Origin of the sequence: Hymenobacter metallicola (assembly GCF_004745645.1) — a bacterium.
GTDB classification, from domain to species: Bacteria; Bacteroidota; Bacteroidia; order Cytophagales; family Hymenobacteraceae; genus Hymenobacter; species Hymenobacter metallicola.
The window spans coordinates 1,913,997-1,930,421 of the sequence record NZ_SRMB01000001.1; the positions used below are offsets into that span (position 1 = coordinate 1,913,997).

Annotated in this window: 16 protein-coding genes; 7 read left to right on the plus strand and 9 right to left on the minus strand. The window is 60.5% G+C overall.

All coding sequences use genetic code 11. The annotated features are described in order from the left end of the window. Positions 1 to 125: 125 nt before the first annotated feature. The 8 genes from E5K02_RS08080 to E5K02_RS08115 form a co-directional block, all read right to left on the minus strand. Positions 126 to 2,309 carry a bifunctional alpha,alpha-trehalose-phosphate synthase (UDP-forming)/trehalose-phosphatase gene (locus E5K02_RS08080; RefSeq protein WP_135393807.1) on the minus strand — a complete coding sequence of 728 codons (2,184 nt, stop codon included), beginning with the start codon at positions 2,307 to 2,309 and terminating at the stop codon, positions 126 to 128. 60 nt (positions 2,310 to 2,369) lie between these two features. Then, complete coding sequence (locus tag E5K02_RS08085; protein WP_135393809.1) at positions 2,370 to 3,875, minus strand: TolC family protein; 1,506 nt, start codon at positions 3,873 to 3,875, stop codon at positions 2,370 to 2,372. A gap of 9 nt (positions 3,876 to 3,884) precedes the next feature. Continuing rightward, positions 3,885 to 7,094 (minus strand): efflux RND transporter permease subunit, encoded by a 3,210-nt coding sequence (locus E5K02_RS08090; RefSeq protein WP_135393811.1) that lies wholly within the window; start codon positions 7,092 to 7,094, stop codon positions 3,885 to 3,887. 4 nt (positions 7,095 to 7,098) lie between these two features. Then, complete coding sequence (locus tag E5K02_RS08095) at positions 7,099 to 8,220, minus strand: efflux RND transporter periplasmic adaptor subunit (protein WP_206025927.1); 1,122 nt, start codon at positions 8,218 to 8,220, stop codon at positions 7,099 to 7,101. A gap of 171 nt (positions 8,221 to 8,391) precedes the next feature. After that, positions 8,392 to 8,715, minus strand: coding sequence for a four-helix bundle copper-binding protein (locus tag E5K02_RS08100; protein WP_135393815.1), 324 nt, complete (start codon positions 8,713 to 8,715; stop codon positions 8,392 to 8,394). 63 nt (positions 8,716 to 8,778) lie between these two features. Continuing rightward, positions 8,779 to 9,006: a hypothetical protein gene (locus E5K02_RS08105; protein WP_135393817.1), complete on the minus strand. Its 228-nt coding sequence runs from the start codon at positions 9,004 to 9,006 to the stop codon at positions 8,779 to 8,781. A 93-nt stretch (positions 9,007 to 9,099) separates the two neighbouring features. Beyond that, positions 9,100 to 10,473: a sensor histidine kinase gene (locus E5K02_RS08110; protein WP_135393819.1), complete on the minus strand. Its 1,374-nt coding sequence runs from the start codon at positions 10,471 to 10,473 to the stop codon at positions 9,100 to 9,102. Between the two features lie 12 nt (positions 10,474 to 10,485). Further along, on the minus strand, positions 10,486 to 11,163 hold the full coding sequence (locus tag E5K02_RS08115; protein WP_135393821.1) for a response regulator transcription factor: 678 nt from the start codon (positions 11,161 to 11,163) through the stop codon (positions 10,486 to 10,488). A gap of 150 nt (positions 11,164 to 11,313) precedes the next feature. Between E5K02_RS08115 and E5K02_RS08120 the strand changes: the two genes are divergently transcribed. After that, a complete protein-coding gene (locus tag E5K02_RS08120) occupies positions 11,314 to 11,559 on the plus strand; it encodes a YidH family protein (protein ID WP_135393823.1) in 246 nt (81 codons plus the stop codon). A 424-nt stretch (positions 11,560 to 11,983) separates the two neighbouring features. On the opposite strand, the gene E5K02_RS08125 is transcribed toward E5K02_RS08120, so the two are convergent. Further along, complete coding sequence (locus E5K02_RS08125; RefSeq protein WP_135393825.1) at positions 11,984 to 12,514, minus strand: GAF domain-containing protein; 531 nt, start codon at positions 12,512 to 12,514, stop codon at positions 11,984 to 11,986. 351 nt (positions 12,515 to 12,865) lie between these two features. Between E5K02_RS08125 and E5K02_RS26035 the strand changes: the two genes are divergently transcribed. From E5K02_RS26035 to E5K02_RS08150, 6 genes are all read left to right on the plus strand, one after another. Next, positions 12,866 to 12,994, plus strand: coding sequence for a hypothetical protein (locus tag E5K02_RS26035; RefSeq protein ID WP_262709838.1), 129 nt, complete (start codon positions 12,866 to 12,868; stop codon positions 12,992 to 12,994). 239 nt (positions 12,995 to 13,233) lie between these two features. Further along, positions 13,234 to 13,656 (plus strand): hypothetical protein, encoded by a 423-nt coding sequence (locus tag E5K02_RS08130; protein ID WP_135393827.1) that lies wholly within the window; start codon positions 13,234 to 13,236, stop codon positions 13,654 to 13,656. 152 nt (positions 13,657 to 13,808) lie between these two features. Then, positions 13,809 to 14,204: a hypothetical protein gene (locus tag E5K02_RS08135; RefSeq protein WP_135393829.1), complete on the plus strand. Its 396-nt coding sequence runs from the start codon at positions 13,809 to 13,811 to the stop codon at positions 14,202 to 14,204. 121 nt (positions 14,205 to 14,325) lie between these two features. Next, the gene (locus E5K02_RS08140; protein ID WP_135393831.1) at positions 14,326 to 14,682 is read left to right on the plus strand and encodes a hypothetical protein; all 357 of its coding nucleotides are present in this window, start codon (positions 14,326 to 14,328) and stop codon (positions 14,680 to 14,682) included. Between the two features lie 20 nt (positions 14,683 to 14,702). Next, complete coding sequence (locus E5K02_RS08145) at positions 14,703 to 15,665, plus strand: hypothetical protein (RefSeq protein ID WP_135393833.1); 963 nt, start codon at positions 14,703 to 14,705, stop codon at positions 15,663 to 15,665. A gap of 20 nt (positions 15,666 to 15,685) precedes the next feature. Continuing rightward, positions 15,686 to 16,360: a response regulator transcription factor gene (locus tag E5K02_RS08150; RefSeq protein ID WP_135393835.1), complete on the plus strand. Its 675-nt coding sequence runs from the start codon at positions 15,686 to 15,688 to the stop codon at positions 16,358 to 16,360. Positions 16,361 to 16,425 lie beyond the last annotated feature (65 nt).

Here is a 16,425-nt window from a genome sequence, read left to right on the forward strand (position 1 = left end):
GAAGCAGGCGTGAGGTCTTCTGTAGGTGTACCCCAAGAAATAGTAAAGGGCAATAGCTCTGCCCCACCTATGCCCCCTCTACGTGGCAACAACAGGCTCAGGGTCGCGGGCATGAGACCAAGCCGTTAACCAAACCTTAGAAATTGCCGCAACAGCTCCCGGACATCAGTAGGTGTGCTTACATGGTAATGGGCCGCTGAGTGTCGAACTGCTCCTACCCGTACAGCATAGGCACCAGCGGGTAGTACCTGGAACGTATCCTCATCGGTTCGGTCGTCGCCCAGCGCCACGACAAAATTTGGAGCGTATTGACTTATCCAGCGGGTGGCCGCGTACCCCTTGCTTACCCCGCCATTTTTGATTTCCAGCACCTTATTGCCTTCCAGCACCTGCAACTCAGTATTAGCAGTAAGCAAGCTCAGGTGACTCACCAATTCGCGGGCGTGGGCTACGCCCAATGCCGGCTGCGCTCCACGGTAGTGCCATACCAGTGAGTAGTCCTTCTCTTCGATAAAGGTGCCAGCAGTACGGGCCACGTATAGTTCCAATACACGACGTACACGGGGTTTCCAGTCATTGCTAAGGGGCTGAACCAATTGCCACTCGTCCCCGGCCGGGCGTAGCCAGACCCCATGTTCAGCGATGAAGTCGAGCGGTAAGTCGCCTAGCCATTCGGTCAGCGTAGCCCGGTCGCGGCCACTGATAACGACCACGCGGGTTTCTGGCAAGTCTGCCAAGGCCCGTAACAGCAGGCGCAGCTCCTGGTCGGGCTGAGCCCGCCGCGGGTCGGCCTGGAAGGGCACGAGAGTGCCATCATAGTCTAATAGCAGCAGACGCTGGCCCGCGTTCTGAAAGTCATGCAGCAGCTCGGCAGTGGCGCTGCCATCAAGCGGCACGGTAGCCAGGGTACGCTGCTGCGCTTTCATATCGGCGAGTTGGCTGAGGAAGTTATCGGTCCAGTCGAACACATCATACCGGCGTACCAGGGCCTGCATAGCAGCCATGCGGGTTTGCTGCTCGGTATCCGGCATCACTAAGGCGGTATGCAGGGCCTCGGCCAGCTGAGTGGTGCTGGTCGGGTTGATGATAAGTGCATCGGATAGCTCGCGGGCGGCACCAGCCCGTTCGCTCAGAATCAACACCCCGCCCCGATCAGCTTTACAGGCCACGTATTCCTTCGCCACCAGGTTCATACCGTCGCGCAGAGGAGTGACCAGCGCTACCTCGGCCAAGCGGTAAAGGGCCGCCAGCTCTTCTAAGGGAAAGGCATGGTAGAAATACTGGATGGGATTCCAGGTGATGGTGCGGTACTGGGCATTGATGCGGCCCACCAACTCGTCGATTTCCTCCTTCAGGGCCGCGTACTGCGCCACCTGGTCGCGGGAAGGCACCACCACCATGATGAGGCTGACTTGCTCCCGCCACTCGGGGTAGCGCTTCAGCAGGCACTCGAAGGCCCGCAGGCGCTGGGCAATGCCCTTGGTGTAATCCAACCGGTCGATGCTGAGGATGACACGGGTCTCGCGCAACGCGGTGCGGTACACCTGCTCATGCTGCGCAGCCTCGTCTGAGGCGGCAGCCTGCGCGTAGCGCTCGTAGTCAATGCCCATCGGGAACACGTCGACGCGCACGGTATGGGAGGCCGTTTCAATCTCTCCGCTCTGGGTGGGAAGCCCCAGCAACTGCGAGACGGCGCTGAGAAAGTGCCGCATGTAGCCGAAGGTATGGAAGCCGATAAGGTCAGCGCCGAGTATTCCGTGCAGCAATTCAAGTCGCCAGGGTAACACCCGGAATATCTCGTAGGATGGAAATGGAATGTGCAGAAAGAAGCCGATACTAGCACCGGGGCGAGCCTGGCGCAGCATTTCGGGTAGCAACAGCAATTGGTAATCGTGTACCCAGATAGTGTCCTCTGGGCCAGCCTGGGCCAGCACCGCCTGGCAGAATTTCTCGTTCACCGCCACATAGGCGTCCCAATGCGCATCGACGTAGGTAGCAAACTGGTGAAAGTAGTGAAAGGTGGGCCAGAGCGTAGCGTTGCTAAAGCCCTCGTAGTAGTCGCGAATTTCCGGCTCGGTCAGAAACACCGGGGCCATGCTGTCGGCCCGCAGCTGCTCGGTCACGTAGGTTTCCTCAGCGGCATCGTGCACGAATAGTCCCGGCCAACCGATCCACACGTTGTTGTTTTTCCGGTAGATAGAGCCCAGCCCCGTAGCTAGCCCACCTTCGCTGGGCTGAAAGGTAAGGCTCTCGTCCATGCGGAGGACTTTGTTGGGGAGACGGTTGGAGACGATTATCGTGCGGGACATAGATCATGGGATTGGTGAAAAAAACGGCAGCGGCCCAAAGGCGGTGCTTGCCGACAGCACTTAGGGCCGGACTTCCGCCCCTGTCCAGCCCCCGCCCAGGGCGCGATACAGGTCAATGAGTAGCAGAAACTGCTGGCGGCGGGCCTCCGTTAGGCTCAGCTCGGCATCGAGCACGCTACGCTGGGCCGTTACTACTTCGAGGTAGTTGGCGTAGCTGGCCCGGTACAGGTCGTTGGATACCGAAACAGCCTGGGTAAGGGCGGCTACTTCCTGCTGACGCAGGTCGGCCACCTGCCGGTAGTTTTCCAATCCGCGCAGGTTGGTAGTCACTTCTTCGAAACCCGTTTGAACAACTTTCTGGTAGTTCCAGTAAGCTGCCCGCTGCTGAGCGGCTGAGCGGCTGTACTCGGCCTTCAGGGCGCTGCGGTTGAGCACTGGGGCCGAAAGGCCACCCAACAGGCCATAGGCCAGCGAGCCGGGCGTTTGCAGCAGCAGCGCGGGCGAATAAGCATTTAGCCCCAAGTAGGGCGACAACGTTAGCGAAGGCAGGAAAGCGGCACGGGCGGCAGCCACATCGGCGCGGCTGGCTACCAGCTCCAGTTCAGCCTGCCGCACGTCGGGCCGGCGTAGCAGCGTAGCGGCAGGCAGCCCTGCAGACACGACAGCCGGCACGCTCTGAGTCGTTAAAGAGTGGCCCCGCCGAATGGGCTGGGGATAGCGGCCGAGTAGCCGATTCAACGTATTCTCGGTGGCCGCAATCCGCTGCTTAGCTTCGGCCTCCAGGCTGCGGGTACGCAGCAGCTGGGCGGTGAACTGCTGCACGGCCAGCTCTGTAGCACGGCCGCCTAGCTTCTGCAGCTTCACGATTTCGACGGCTCGCTCCTGCAGCTCCCGGTTTTTGCCGAGCACTGCCAGCTGGTTGTCGGCCGCCAACAACTCGTAATAGAGGCTAGCTACTTGTGCAACCAAGGCAGTTTGCACCAGACGGCGCCCCTGCTCGCTGGCCAGCACTCGGGCGAAAGCCGCTTGGCGGCGCTGGCGCAGCTTGCCCCACAAGTCAATTTCCCAGGTGCTACGCAGGCCTAAGAACAGGTCGGGCACAAAGGAAGGCAGCGGCCGGCCGTCATTAGTATCCGTCTGGCCCACGCCAGAGTAGTCGGCAAACTTGTCGAAGCTGGCTACGGCCCCGCCGCTGACGCTAGGCAACAGCGCCCCACGGGCCGCTACCAGCCCGGCGCGGGCTATTTCCACGCGCTGCACGGCAATGAGCTGGTCAGGGTTGGCTCGCAGGGCCGTGTCGACAAGGGCCACCAGGGCAGAATCGGCAAAGAACTGCCGCCACGAAACGGTGGCTACACCGGCGGTATCCGTGGGAGCAGCAGAGCTGGGGTAGGTTGCTGGTAGTACATTGGCCCGGGGCGTTACCACGGCCGGCGCCACGGCGGTGCAGCCGCCGAGCAGTCCTACGGCCAGCAACGGCGCTAGTCTATGGGTAGCGCTAGCCCCGGCAAGCTGGGCGAAGTGGCGGAGCAGGCCTTTCAAATAAACAAGAGTGCTATCAGTCATACGTCAGGGCTAAGCAGTCGCGTGCGCCGGGCTCGGGCGTTTCATCGTTTCTTCTTCGGGCTCGGGTAGCGGCTTTTCATGAGGAGCGGCTGTCTTTTTCTCGCGGGAGAACAGCACGTACAGGCCCGGAATGAGTACCACGCCAAACAGGGTACCAATGAGCATACCACCCGCCGCGGCCGTGCCAATGGAGCGGTTGCCCATGGCGCCCGCGCCAGAGGCAATGCAGAGCGGAATCAAGCCGGCCACAAAGGCAAACGAGGTCATCAGGATGGGTCGCAGACGCGAACGGGCACCTTCCACCGCCGCGTCCAGGGCCGAAAGCCCTTGCTTGCGCCGTAGCACGGCAAACTCAATGATTAGGATGGCGTTCTTGCCCAGCAGGCCGATGAGCATGACCAGGGAGACCTGGGCGTAGATGTTGTTTTCCAGCCCCAGCAGCTTGAGGGCCAGAAAAGCACCGAAGATGCCGGTGGGCAGGCTCAGCAGCACGGGCAAAGGCAGCGTGAAGCTTTCGTACTGCGCAGCCAGCAGCAGATACACGAACACGAGCACGATGCCGAACACGTAGAGAGCCTGGTTGCCCGAGATGATCTGCTCACGGGTCATGCCGCTCCACTCGAAGGTGTAGCCGCGGGGTAGTTCCTTGGCCGCCACCTGCTGGATGGTCTGGATGGCGTCGCCCGAGGAGAAGCCCGGCGACGTGTCGCCGTTGAGCGTAGCCGAGGTGTACATGTTGTAGCGGGTGAACTGCTCGGGACCGTAGACGCGCTCCAGGCGCACGAAGGTGGAATAGGGTACCATCTCACCCCGGTCGTTTTTAACGTACAGATTCAGGATATCCTCGGGCTTGGTGCGGTAGCCGGGCAGGGACTGCACCATCACTTTGTACATCTGCCCGAATCGAATAAAGCTGGCCGCGTAGTTCGAGCCCATCAGGGTTTGCAGCGTGCGCATGGCGCTGGCCACGGTTACCCCCTTCTTGGCGGCCAAGTCAGGGTCAACGTGAATCAGGTACTGTGGGAAGCTGGGGTCGAAGCCGGAGAAGGTATTTTCAATGGCCGGCGTCTTGTTCAGAGCCTGAATGAAGCGCTGGGTGACGGCCTTGGTCTGGTGCAGGTCGCCCCGGCCAGTGCGGTCAAGTACGCGCAAATCGAAGCCGCCGGCGTTGCCGAAACCCGGCACGGTGGGCGGGGTAAAAAACTGTACCTGGGCCCCAGTGATGTGCCGGGTCTTAGCACGCAACTGGTCCATGAGCTGCGTCACCGACTCTGCGCGCTCATCCCAGGCTTTGAGGTTAATCATGCCCATGCCGTAGGAAGCGCCCGACACGTCGTTCATCAAGCTGTAGCCGGCCAGGGTGGAAATGGACTCCACTGGCTTAAGCGTCTGGGCCACGCGCTGCACCTCGTCGAGTACGGCCTGGGTGCGCTCCACCGTAGCGCCGGGCGGTGAGGTCACGTTCACGTAGACCATGCCCTGATCCTCGCTCGGAATGAAGCCGGTGGGCAGAATGGAGTTGACTCCCCAGGTGGCGGCAAAGAAGAACACCAGCAGGCCTACCGTGACTAATCGGCGACTGGCCAGGGTGCGCACCAGATTCTGATAGCGCCCGGCAAAAGCTTCGTAGCGGCGGTTGAAACCGGCAAAGAAGCGACCCAGCAGGCCCCGAGGCTGCTCGCCGACCTCGTGTGAATCGCCCTCAATCGACGGCGTGGGCTTCAGCAGCAGGGCGCACAGGGCAGGAGTCAGTGTCAGGGCATTCACGCCCGAAATGACAATACTAATAGCCAGCGTAAGCGAAAATTGCCGGTAAAACACGCCCACCGGCCCACTCATAAAGGAAACAGGGATGAACACGGCCGACATCACCAGCGTGATAGCCACGATGGCGCCGCTGATTTCGCGCATAGCGGCCAGCGTGGCATCCATAGCCGAGAGATGTTCCTCGTGCATTTTGGCGTGCACGGCTTCCACCACCACAATGGCGTTGTCGACGACGATGCCGATGGCCAGCACCAGCGCAAACAGCGTCAGCAGGTTGATGGAGAAACCCAGCACTTGCATAAAAAATAAGGTACCCACCAGCGCTACCGGCACGGCCAGGGCCGGAATCAGCGTGGAGCGCCAATCCTGCAGAAACAGGTACACGATGACGAACACCAGTAAAAAGGCTTCAAACAGCGTGCGTACCACCTCGTGAATAGAGGCGTCGAGGAAGCGCGACACGTCGTAGCTGATGGTGTAGCGCATGCCCGGTGGGAAGCTCGTCTTCTGCAGCTCGGCCATGCGCTCTTTTACCTGAGCAATCACATCGGAGGCGTTGGAGCCGGGCAGCTGCTTGAGCATGATGGCCGCCGAGGGCCTGCCGTTGGACTTGGACAGCATGCGGTAGGTCTGCACCCCAAACTCCACGTCGGCCACGTCTTTTAGACGCAGCACTGAGCCGTCGGGGTTGGCGCGCACCACGATGTTGCGGTATTGCTCGGGTTCGAACAGCTTGCCGGTGTAGCGCAGCACATACTGCAGCACCTGCGCGTCGCGGCCCGAGCTTTCGCCGGTGCGGCCGGGGGCGGCTTCCACGCTCTGGGCCTGAATAGCGGCCACCACCTCATCGGCCCCGGCGCGGTAGGCCAGGAGCCGGTCGGGCTTGAGCCACACGCGCATAGCGTACTCGCGGTTGCCCATGATTTCGGCCAGGCCCACGCCCTTGATGCGCTTGAGTTCCTGCAGGATGTTGATGTCAGCGAAGTTGTAGATGAACTTCTCCCCCACTGCCGCGTCGTCGCTGACCACGTTGAGATAGAGCAGCATGCTGTTTACCTCCTTCTCAGTGGCTACGCCGGCTTTAATAACTTCTTCGGGCAACTCGTCGATAACGGTCGTCACGCGGTTCTGTACGGCCACGGCGGCCAGGTCGGGGTTGGTGCCGACTTCAAAAAACACCTCAATGAGCGTGGTGCCGTTGTTGGTGGTCACTGTGTTCATGTAGGTCATGCCCGGCACGCCGTTGATGGCCCGCTCCAGCGGCGTAGCCACGGCTTTGGCGCACACTTCGGCGTTGGCCCCATTGTACTTAGCCCGCACGGTCACGGAGGGCGGCACGATGTCAGGAAACTGCGTGACAGGCAGTGTATACAGCGCTCCTACCCCGAGCAGGGTGATGAAGAGCGAGATGACCAGCGAGAGCACCGGCCGGCGGATGAATACTTCGACCATAAGGCTAAGGAATTAGAGAGTTGCCGGCGAGCATGCTGCGCAGCGTTACCGGGCGGGCCGTAATGTTGGCGCCGTCGCGCAGGTCCTGAATGCCCTCGCACACGATTCGCTCACCGGGCTGCAGGCCGCTTTTTACCACGTAGAAGGCAGCCAGGCGGCTTTGGGGCACGAAGTTTTTCTGATGCACCGTGCCGCGCTCGTCCACCACGTACACGTAGTTTTTGTCCTGCTGCTCGAACACGGCTTTCTGAGGTACCATCAGCGCATCATGTACCGTATTGGCCAGACTTACCTTGCCGGTAGCGCCGTGCTTGAGCACGCCCTTCAGGTTAGGAAACCGGGCCCGAAAGGCAATGGCGCCGGTGCTGGCCTGAAACTGGCTTTCCACTGTTTCAATCTTGCCCGGCGGAGCATAGCGCGAGCCATCGGCCAGCAGCAGCCGCGCCTGGTTGGTGCTGCGGGCTGAGTCCCGGGCGCGGGTCTTGATAAACTCCAGATACTCGGCCTCTGACACATTGAAATAGGCAAACACCGAGCGGGCGTCCGACATGGTGGTGAGCAGTGTGCCGTCATCCACGAGGCTCCCTTCCTTCATCGGCTCGCGGTTCACCACGCCATCGAAGGGCGCGCGCACCAGGGTGTAAGACAGCATTAAGGCCGCGTTGGTCTCGGCCGAGCGAGCTTCGGCTACGCTGGCTTCGGCCGCCCGCAGCTTGGCAAGAGCCACGTCCAGCTCGGTTTTAGAGATGATGTTCTTTTCCGTGAGCATGCGCACCCGGTCTAGTTCGAGGCTGGCGACCCGCGCCTGGGCAGCAGCATTGCTGCGGGCCGCTCGTAGCCGGGCCAGCCGGGTGCGGTATTCGGCGTCGCTGATGCGAAACAGGGGCTGGCCTTTTTTCACCAGCTGACCCTCGTCCACGTAGATTTTCTCCAGGTAGCCTTTCACTCGGGCCCGTACTTCCACGTTGCGCACGGCCTGAATATCGGCCACGTATTCCCGGGTCAGTACAGTGTCGCGGGCTACGAGGCGCATGACTGGTAAGGCTTGGGGCGGCTCTACGGCGGCAGTAGATCCAGGGTCGGCCTTGCCCTGGCCGCAGCCAGTCAACAGAGCGCTTCCGACCATGGCTAGAGGGAAGCAATACGGGCGCGCACGGCGTACAAAGTAGCTAGGCATAGGTGTAGAAAAAGAAGGTCGACGGCCAGACTCTCGGCGGCCGAAATGGGTGAGCAGGAAGGAGAAGAACCGGCAGTAGCTATGAGTGATTTAGCTTCGGAGTGAGACACTGACTCAGTGCTAATAGGCCGTGCGGCAGGCATCCTCGGCTTGGCGGCAAGCCTGGGTGCAGCGCCGGCTGCAATCATCATCATACTGCGTAGCCTCATCGGCACAGGCGCGGCACAGTTCGGCACATTCGCGTAGCAGGAACTGCACGTGTTCCGAGCCCCGAGCTACAAAGGCAGCGACCAGCTGGCAGAGGTCGGCACAGTCCCGGGTGAGCAGGATGCTGCGCACCCGACCCGCTGCCAGGGAACTTGTCAGATTGGCGCTGTAACATTCATTGCAGGTAGCCGTGCAGTCATTCAGGGCGTTAAACAGGTGCTGTTGGCGGGGAAGCATGGGAGAAGAAAAAGCGGATAAGGCGGGTGGAAAGCCTGTTCGTGGAAGAAAGTGAGGTGTGGTTCACGGCTGCTGTTCCTGCAGTGTATCGGCTGCGGCTTCGGTAGTCGCGGGCAATTGCACCGACAGCTCCTGCCGCGCTTGGGTCTGACGCAACAGCTGTGCTTCCAGCTCCTCATCGGCTGTCCGACCATCAAGCTGGAGCAGGAAATAGCAGTTGAGCGCCGTCGAAAGCAGTAGCGCTCCAACCAGCAGGTAGAGCAGCATATGGGGGCGTTTTTCTCCTTTCATAGCAGGGTGAGGCAGCAGTGAACGCCACAAAGCACCCCCCGCGACATTAACGCGGACTGAACGAGACATTAAAAAAGATTAAGAAGCGGCGGGCTAGGCCTGCGCCGCGGGCAGGCGCAACGTGGCCGTAGTGCCTTTGCCGGGGATGGAGACGAGTTGCAACTCTCCCCCGTGGCGCTGCGCAATCTTCTGGGTCACGGCTAATCCAATGCCGTAGCCAGGCTCCTGGCGGCCGTTTTCAGCCCGGTACAGGGGCTCCGTTACTCGGGCCAGCTCTCCGGGCTCGATGCCAATGCCGGAATCGACTACGTCCACCGCTACGGTACCCAGGTCGGGGTAGCTGAGCGTGGCCCGCACCTCGGCCCGTGAATACTTGCAGGCGTTGTCGAGCAGGTTAAGCAACGCCGTGGTGAGCAAATGGGCGTTACCGGTCACGGCAAAGGGCGTTTCCAGCCGCGAAGGTAGCTGGCCAAAATCCACCCGGATAGTTCGTTCCGGGTAGCGGCCCTGGCACTGGCTTAGCGCCTGAGTCAGGCATTCGTCCAGTCGTACGGGCTCCCCCCGAAACCGGGCTTCGTCCGCCTGCGCCAGGGTGAGCAGCGAGTTAGTCAGCGCTACCAGCTGGCGTAAGTCGTCCACGGCCGAGGCCATGCTGGCTTTGGCATCCTCCAGGGTCTGGTCGTAGGCGTGACCGGTTTGCAAGGTACCCAGGGCCACGGTCAGCGGCGTGCGCAACTCGTGCGAGGCGTGGCTAACAAAGCTCTTTTGTGCTTCAAAAGCCTGTTCCACACCGCCCAGCATGCGGTTGAAGGTGATGGCCAGCTGGGCGATTTCGTCGGTGCCGTTACCCTCGTCTACTCGGCGGTTCAACTCGCGGGCCGTAATCCGGCGCACCTGCTTGATTACCCGGGCAATGGGCTTGAGAGACTCGTCGGCAAAATACCAGCCGGCCAGAATAATGAGTACCAGAGCCCCCACGTTGCCAACCAGCAAAATCAAACGCAGGCTGGCCAGCTGGGACCAGCCCAGGGCGTCGTAGCCGGCCGCGAACAGCCGGTATGGCTGCCCCACGGGGCCGTAATTGAAGCCCACACCTTCCAGGGAGCCGGCCCGAAACGTCACCGGCTGTGCGCTGGCCGCCACGCGGGGTAGCTGGCGGCGGTTTTCTGCCTGAGGCACGGTATCGGCGCTGACGTACAGCAACCGGTTGTCGGAACTATAGATGCTGATTTCCTCCTGTTCGATGGTCAGCAGGTCGGCCCGCCGGAAAGCTCGGGCCGTACGCGTGGAGTCGGCAGGGCTACTCAGGTGCAGGCGGGCCGTCATCACGGCTTTGCCGGCCAGCCGGCGAGTGAATCGCTGCTCGCGGGCCGCGGCGTGGAAATAGTACACAAAAGCCGAAAGGCTGAGCTGGATGGCCAGCACCAGCAGCGTAAAGCGCAGAATCAGCTTGTTGCGTATCAGCATTAGGCCCGCAGGTTAACTTTCGCGAATGACGTAGCCCATGCCTACCACCGTATGAATCAGCTTGGTGTCGTAACCCTTATCGAGCTTTTTGCGCAGGTGGCTCACGTACACATCGATGATATTGGTATTGGTGTCGAAGTTCAGATCCCATACCTTCTCGGCTATGTCAACCCGCGAAATAACCCGGTTGCGGTTCAGCAGCAGGTATTCCAGCAGGGCGTATTCCTTGGTGGTGAGCTCAATGCGCTGCCCGGCGCGGGTTACGGCCTTGGTGTCGAGGTTGAGTTCCAAATCGGCCAGCTGCAGTACGCGTCTGACCGCTGTGGCTTCCGAGCTGCGGCGGGTGAGCACCCGGGCCCGTAGCAGCAGCTCCTTAAACTCAAAGGGCTTGACCAGATAGTCGTCGGCGCCCGCCTCAAACCCGGTCACCTTATCATCGAGGCTGTCGAGGGCCGTGAGTAGGAGCACGGGCACTTGGGGGTAGTCGGTGCGAATCAGGCGACACAGCTCAAAGCCGTTGATGTGGGGCAGGTTCACGTCGAGAATAACCAGGTCGTAGTGCCCCTGTTGCACCAGCGAGAGGCCCATGCGCCCATCAAAAGCCACACTAAAGTCGTATCCCTCGTTTTCGAAGCCTTTCTTAACAAACGAAGCCAGCTTGGGCTCGTCTTCCACCAAGAGTATTTTCATTCGGATAGCCCCAGAACCTGAGCGCAAGTATACTGGTAATACCCCGGCCGCAGTGGCCGGGTTGCAGAACCCTTCTTGTTCCAGTCGATTCAGTGCCCGCATGCCAGGCCCTAAATCGGCGTCTCCCTTGTCTTTATCTTTTACCTGTCCATGCCCGATCCTTTGTCCCTATCCGACCGTCTAGCCCTGCAGCGCACCCGACTGGCCAATGAGCGCACGTTCCTCACCTACGTACGCACTAGCCTGGCGATGCTGGGCTTTGGCCTGGTACTAATTCAACTTCACCCCATCCGCACCGGGCTGCTGGGGTACGGAGCCGTGACAGCCGCCGTCTTGGTTATGCTCACCGGCTGGCTCCGCTTCCATCAACGGCGCAAAGAAATAGAAGCCAGCTAGGGCATCGACAGGTATGCCGCAACAGGCTCTTGGCCAAGTAACCTGCTAAAAGCCCCGCCGTTGTGCATGCACTCTTGTGTTTCACTCCGGCCGCTGGGCTTGGTACCGTGAGGGCCTTTTTTATTGTGGTCAGTGGCAGACTTATCCGACTCGGCGGTCTTTCAGTGCCCTACCTAGCGTAAGGCACGGGCCTCTTTGGGAATCATGCACTGCTTCAACCAGGACGAGCTGTAAAAAAAGGCGAGTCGGAAGGTATGCTGAAGCTCAGGCCTAGGCCTGAATTGCCGGGTTGCAGGACGTGTACTGCCGATGCGACAAACCCTTTGAGCAGTATGGGGCGGCAACCAGTCAACGATGAGGTATTTGGCGACGGCCAGCAGGCTCGGCATCCTTGCAAGATGCGCGCGTAGCCATTCCGGCCATTTTAAAGGAAACTGAGCCCACGTATATAGTCCTGAACCACGGGCAGAAACAAGGAAACGGCGGCGTTAAGGTAATCCCGCTCGGCGGCGGTCCAGTGGCGTGGTTCGCCAAACACGCAGGGCTGCAGGATGCCCCACAGCTGATCTTTCTCGGTGATATGCGCATGCACCAGTGCGCGGTGGCCGAAAGTAGTGCGCTCAAACTCTTGGTTGAGTACGTCGGCAGAGGCTTTGGTAACGTCATCCACGAAAACTGAGGGCTTAGCGGCCAGTGCGGCTCGGAACAAAGGATCTTGCTTCGGTAAGTCACCGGTATCGTTTTGCCACTCGTGGCGGGGGTCGGGTACGGTTTCGTTTACTCGCCAGACAAAGGCAATGCGGCCACGGCCCAGTTCGGGGTTGCGCACGTACAGAAAACAACGATCAGCACGCAGGGAAGCGCCGACCTGGGCCAGGGCGGGCGGTAGCCTCTGGGCGGGAGGTTCGCTGGTAGTCAAGACCTTTTCCAGGTCTGCAAGAGAGGTAGTGTTCATGATAGGCAAGAGTTAGCAACGAAACTTGCCAGACATACGAAGCCCAGGGCTGGTTTGCTGCTTTCTTCACTGCCCGGCCTGCGCCCGGGTACCGAAAATTGCCCGTGCAGAAAGCTGGCAATTCGACGATGCTGGTAGCCGACAGGAAAAAAATTCAGCGGTTGGCCGGCATTTTCCTGCCATTGGGCTTGTGGTTTGCTGCTTTCATCCTAGTTGTCAGCAGGTTGAGCTTGCAGGCAGGCTATAGATCAACAATCTTTGCACATGCATTTCTTACTTCTTCTGTGGCTGAGCCAGCAGCCGTCCTTAATCACGTCGGAAAAAGGAGCCCTTCAAGTAGCCCTGAATGCTATGCTACTAACTCACGACCGCACCCAGAGCCTGCTGCCTTATGAGCGCAGCTTATTGAAGCGCGTAGCCCAGAGTCAGATGACGGTAGCGCATATGCTGGCGTATTTGCGGGAGCACGAACAAGCCTAAACTCGCACCATCGTTGCCCCAGAATACAAAAGCGCCGGTAGTATCTCGGGGCTTTTGTGTTTCTTCGGGGCAATGAGGAAATTGCTAATAGTCCTATTTTTATTTACTACCCTTGCCAGTCAGGCTCAGGTATGGAAGGCCCCGCTGCCGATGGACTCCATCCGGCAGAAATACACCTACACGGGTGTCGTTATGGTGCCGGGTGTTTCGGCCGCCGAGTTGCAGCTCCGCGCCCGCCGGTGGCTGATTGCCTTACACCCCACCGGCCTCCCCCCACCCGGGAGCCCGACGGCTCGGTGCTGGCAACGGGGACCTTCCGGTTGCTTACTTCCGGCGGCAGCCTTTCTACTACTACAGTATGGTTTACGTGCTTGGTAGAAACGAAAGACGGACGGGCGCGCTACACGTTCACCGATTTTCGGCAGCATGAAGACTATACCTCGAGCGTAGCGGCTACCACCATTCTCAGCAAGGAGCGGTACCTGGAGCCCCGCCCCATTGAGGAAATGCTTCTTCCCAACCCGACTCGAAATGACTTCGATGGAAAAGGGCGGCCCCGGCCGGCTACGCAACAGGTGGCGTCCCTGATGCACGAGCAGATCAGCCGACAGATCCAGGCTTTTCTGAACGTGCTGGCTGCCGAGCCCGCCAAAGCCTGGTAACGGCTTCTTTTCGCGGCAGCGCCACCGACGAGCTTGGCAGGGAGGCATTTTGCTTGCTGAGCGGCGGCTGAGGGGATTTGGCTTTATCATTTTCACATCATGTGGACGAGGTAGGTTTGAAACAGTCTTTCACTTTTCAGCTCCCCGTCCGCATGAAAAAGATGCTCTTCGCCGCCCTCTCCTTGCTGTATTCATGCGCTGCCCTGGCCCAGACATCAACGACCAGTGACCAACTGCTGCCCAAGGCTGAATTGGCCCAGCAACCCCACACCGAGCTGAAGCTACGGGAACAGAAAGATTATCCTGAGGCTGCCTCCCCCCGAAATCATGGGCAGGCGGTGCGCACTGTGGCGCGCGAAACAGCGCTGGAAGGTGCTGAAAAGGGCGCCCTCGTTAGCTCAGTTGCCAGCCGCGGCCGAAGCCGGACCCTACGCACGGCCCGCTGCCCCCGCCCAGGGCGGGTACACGGCCTTCGGGCCGCCAGCAACGAGCGAATGGGGGGCCGCCAGGGCAACAATGGCCACCGTGCTTTCACGAAGCGAAAGTAGCACCGACCTATTTCTAAGTAAATCGGCGGGCGGCGGGCACTGTTTACCGTTCAGCCCGCGTTTTGCTGCTCAAGATACCGCAGGTTAGATCTGCGTCTCGTAGCTTTGCATCCGTCTTTCTATGCACATTGTACTTCGTCTTTTCTGCTGTTTGCTGTGGCTGGTTGCGGGCGTAGTGCCGGCCCAGGCGCACAGCGGGCCGGCGGCGGTTCACCAGGGTACCAAGCCCCGGGCCGGCAGCGCGTCGCCGCCCGTGAAGGCAGTGCCGCATACCGAGCGTAAAAGCAAGCCTCAGCGAATAGAGGCCCGGGCTCCGGCGGGCCGGGAGCAAGCCCAATCTGCCCGCAGCAGCCGACCTGAACGCACGGCCCGTAGTGCCCGTAGTGGTAGAGGGGCCGAAGGCGGCCGCAGTGCCCGGGGCGGCGGCAGTAGCCGCGGCAACGCCGGCGCTGGTCGGGGCCACGGCCGGGGTCACTAACGGCTACTGAATCAGGAACTATGTCTTTTTTACCGGAGTGTCGTTGCGTATTGGTGTTGCTGCTGACTGGCCTACTGGGCACGAGCACCTGGGCCACGGCTCAGACCAAAAGTCCCAGCAAACCCGCTACCCGCCCGGCGACACCCGTTAAAACGCCGGTTCCGGTCAAGAAAACACCGCCGCCCCCGCCGCCCCCTGCCCCTGTGGCCGTTGCCAAACACGGCAGCTTCCGGGCCGAACTTACGTACGGTACCAACTCTTCCTTTTTTGGGCGCACCCAACTTACGCGCTACCCCTACGCGGCCGGTGAACTAACGTACACCAGCCGCTTCGGCGTTTGGGGCTCCGTAGTAGGCTATAACCTGTTTGATACCTCCAGCTTTGTTGACGAAACCGACTTGTCGGTGGGTTGGGACGGGGACTTGTCCAAAACCGTGGATGCCTCGCTCAGCTACTCCCGTTTTCTGTTCGCCGAGAATAGTCCGCTGGTGAAATCCAGCGTGAACAATTCCCTGGATGGCTACCTGGGCTGGGACTGGGGCTACGTGTATTCCCGCCTGAATGCCTCCTACCTGTTTGGGGAAAGCAACGACTTTTTTCTGGTGCTCGACAACTCCCGCTATTTCGAAATCGACAAGGTTTTCACCCCCGAAGGCTACGTTTCTTTCGAGCCCCGCCTGAGCGTAATGGCCGGCACCCAGCACTTTGTCGAAACCAGCATCGAGCAGCAAATTCTGCGCGGCAACAACGGCAACGGAAAAGGCAAGGGTAAAGGCGGCACCACAACGACTACCACGGTAACCGAAACCCCGGTGACCCGCTTCCGGGTGCTCAACTACGAGCTACGCGTGCCCGTCACCTACTCCCTGGGCATGGTGTCGGTGCAGGCCGCCTGGCGCTATTCCATTCCCGTCAACCTGCTGCCCGAGGATGTCTCGCAGGCCCGATCTTATTTCACTACCAGCATTTCCCTGAATCTATAACGCAGCTTTCCGCCCCCGCCATGACGGTTCTTATTGTGGAAGATGAGCGTACCCTGGCCCGTGAGCTGGGCATCTTCCTGCACCAGCAAAATTTTACCTGTACCGTGGCCCGCACTGCCCGGGAAGCCCGGGCCCACCTGGCCGACACGCCCTTCGACTTCGTGCTGCTGGACCTGGGCCTGCCCGACGGCGACGGTCTGGACGTGCTGGCCGAGGCCAAACAGAATGAGCTGACGGCCGCCGTTATCATCCTCACGGCCCGGGGCGCGGTCGAAGACCGCATCGGGGGCCTCGAGCTGGGTGCCGATGACTACTTAGCCAAGCCGTTTTCCCTGCCCGAGCTGCTGGCCCGCATGCACGCCATTACCCGGCGCCGCTTCGGGCTGCACAAGCCCCTGGTGAGCTGCGGCGCGTTTGAACTAGACCTGCAGGCCCGGCGCGTGCTGCACCAGGGCCAGGAAGTCAACCTATCGGTGAAGGAGTTCGACGTGCTGAGCTATCTGGTGCTGCACAAAAACCGGGTCATGACCCGCCTGCAGCTCACGGAGCACATCTGGGGCAACCTGCCCGAGGCCGGCTTCGACTCCAATTATATTGATGCCCATATCAAGAACCTGCGCAAAAAGCTGAGCCTGCTGGCCGACGTGGAGTGGCTCGAAACCGTGCGCGGCGTGGGCTACCGGGCCAGGTTGTGATGCTATCCGGACGTCGTGCCAAGGTACATCCGGACCAAAGGTCGGCGTAGCTAAGCATTCTGCAG